The organism is Hymenobacter agri, from assembly GCF_054778495.1.
In genome coordinates, this window is record NZ_BAAGZM010000685.1 from 1 (window position 1) to 2,104 (window position 2,104).

The window sequence follows — 2,104 nt, forward strand, 5'->3', positions numbered from 1 at the left end:
GCCCCCAAGCCCCTGGCCAAAGCCGCCGCCGATTCGAGCGTCGTCGCGCCACAATCGGCTGCTGCGAGCCGTTTCGCTACCACCGCCAAAGCCGTGGAGAGTGCCGCGCTGGTGCGCGACAAGCCCATGCCAGCGGCCGTGGCCATTGCCCCGGCTCCAATTACCGGCACATCTGCCCTGCGCAATTATCTGTTTCGCGAAGCGGCCAAATTCGAGCCCGAGGAAGGCCAGCAATTCCTGAACGGAACGGTGCGCCTGCGCTTTATGGTGGAGGCCGATGGGAAGCTGAGCAACCTGCAAGTGGTGCGCGGCATGCGCGCCGACTACGACGAGGAAGCCCTGCGGCTGGTGTGCGAAGGCCCCGCCTGGCGGCCGGGCGTGGCGGGCGGCCGCCGCACCGCACTACCGGTTGAGCTCACGGTGTCGTTTTAAAGCCATTTATCATCCTGAGCCGCGCGAAGGGCCTTATCAGACCTGAACAATACGTTCAAATATGACAAGGTTCTTCGCGCGGCTCAGGATGACAAATGGTGCAATTTCTATAGCTCGGCGCCGGGCTTCACGGTACCGGCGTCGGCGGCTTTGAGGAAGGTGAGCAGGCCCTTGAAATAGGTTTGCTGGTCGTCGTACATGCTCATGTGGCTGCCCTCGGGGCAGATGAGGGAGTTGCCACGCTGCACCTTGGTGGCAATCATGCGCATGTGGTTGGGGTCCATGGTATCGTACTTGCCGCCGATGCTGAGCACGGGCACGCGCAGCTTGGGCAGGTCGGGCACGCGGTTCCAGTTGGTGAGCTTGCCGGAGATGCCGAACTCGCTCGGTCCCTGCATCGTCACGTACAATGATTGATTAATCTTGCTCATGGCGCGCGTCACGGGCTCGGGGTTGGGCACGATGCGGCACAGGTGCTCGGCGTAGAAATTGGGTTCGAGCAGGCCCATGTAGCGTGGGTTGCTGAAGTCCTTTTTAGCTTCGATGGCGCGAATTTCCTTCAGCACTTCGGGCTTCATCTGTTTGGCCAGCACCTCGTCGGCGTACTTGCCGTAGTCGGGGCAGCTCATCATCATGTTCGATATAATGAGTCCCTTAAGGTGCTGCTGGTACTTGAAGGCGTATTCGGCAGCCAGAATTCCGCCCCAGCTGTGGCCCAGTAGGTAGAAGTTCGAGCTGTCCAGCTTCAGTGCTTGGCGCACCTGCTCCACTTCCTCCACGTAGCGCGGCAGGCTCCACATCGAAGTATCCCTGGGATTATCAGAATTGCCGCAGCCCAGCTGGTCGTAGTAAATGAATTCGATGCCCTCTTTCGGCAGGAAATTCTCGAAACATTCGAAATACTCGTGCGTGGCGCCCGGCCCGCCGTTCAGCAGCAGCACTTTGATTTTGGGGTTATTGCCCACCTGCTTGGTCCAGACCTTGAAGGTGCCCTTGGGCGTGCGGATGGGGATGACGCGCACGTTGCCATCCTGCACGCCGCTTTCGGGATTCTGGAAGTAGCTGGCCAGTGTGGGGCCGTTGCCGGCAGCTGCCGGGGCTTGGGATTGTTCGGTGGGCGAAGTGCAGCCGGTGGCCAGGGCAGCGCCAAGGGCAAGGGCCGCAGCCCGGCGCAGGACGGAGAAGAAATGCATGCGGAAACGAGTGGGTAATAGCGTGAACGACTGCCCGAAAGAACGAATTTTCGGTGATTTCTAAGCCAATTGCCCCACAGTCTGGCTACGGGTGGGCTTACCCGCTGCCCAGCGCCAGCAGCCCCAACACCCCTAGCGCATAAAGCACGAGCACGGCCAGGGAGTCGAGCCCCATGCGCGCTACCTGCCGGGCCGGACGCAGAATCAGGCCGAAGAGGTAGACGCTGGTGAGCAGAATGCCCAGGCCGGTGAGGTAAACGTCGAGCTTGCTGGCCCGCGGCAGCACGGCCTTGCCCGACAGCAGCGCCGCCAGCGGCAGCAACACCGGCAGAAACGCATTGCCCCCGAAAATATCGCCAACGGCCATTTCGTAGTCGTGCTGGCGCACGGCAGCCAAGCCCGTCGATACTTCGGGCAGCGCCGTGGCCGCGGCCAGCACCGTGGCGCCAAACACGGCTCCGCCCACGCCCAGCTGCTTG

Annotated in this window: 2 protein-coding genes and 1 pseudogene; 1 reads left to right on the top strand and 2 read right to left on the bottom strand. The window is 61.9% G+C overall.

All coding sequences use genetic code 11. The annotated features are described in order from the left end of the window. Positions 1-432, top strand: a 432-nt coding sequence (locus ACYVDE_RS21025; protein ID WP_460503493.1) for a TonB family protein, incomplete at its 5' end; no start/stop codon positions are given. Positions 433-539: 107 nt separating this feature from the next. Here the strand turns inward: ACYVDE_RS21025 and ACYVDE_RS21030 are convergent. After that, a complete protein-coding gene (locus ACYVDE_RS21030; protein WP_460503494.1) occupies positions 540-1,625 on the bottom strand; it encodes an alpha/beta hydrolase family protein in 1,086 nt (361 codons plus the stop codon). Positions 1,626-1,722: 97 nt separating this feature from the next. Then, a pseudogene (locus tag ACYVDE_RS21035) lies at positions 1,723-2,104 on the bottom strand (hypothetical protein); the annotation flags it as partial.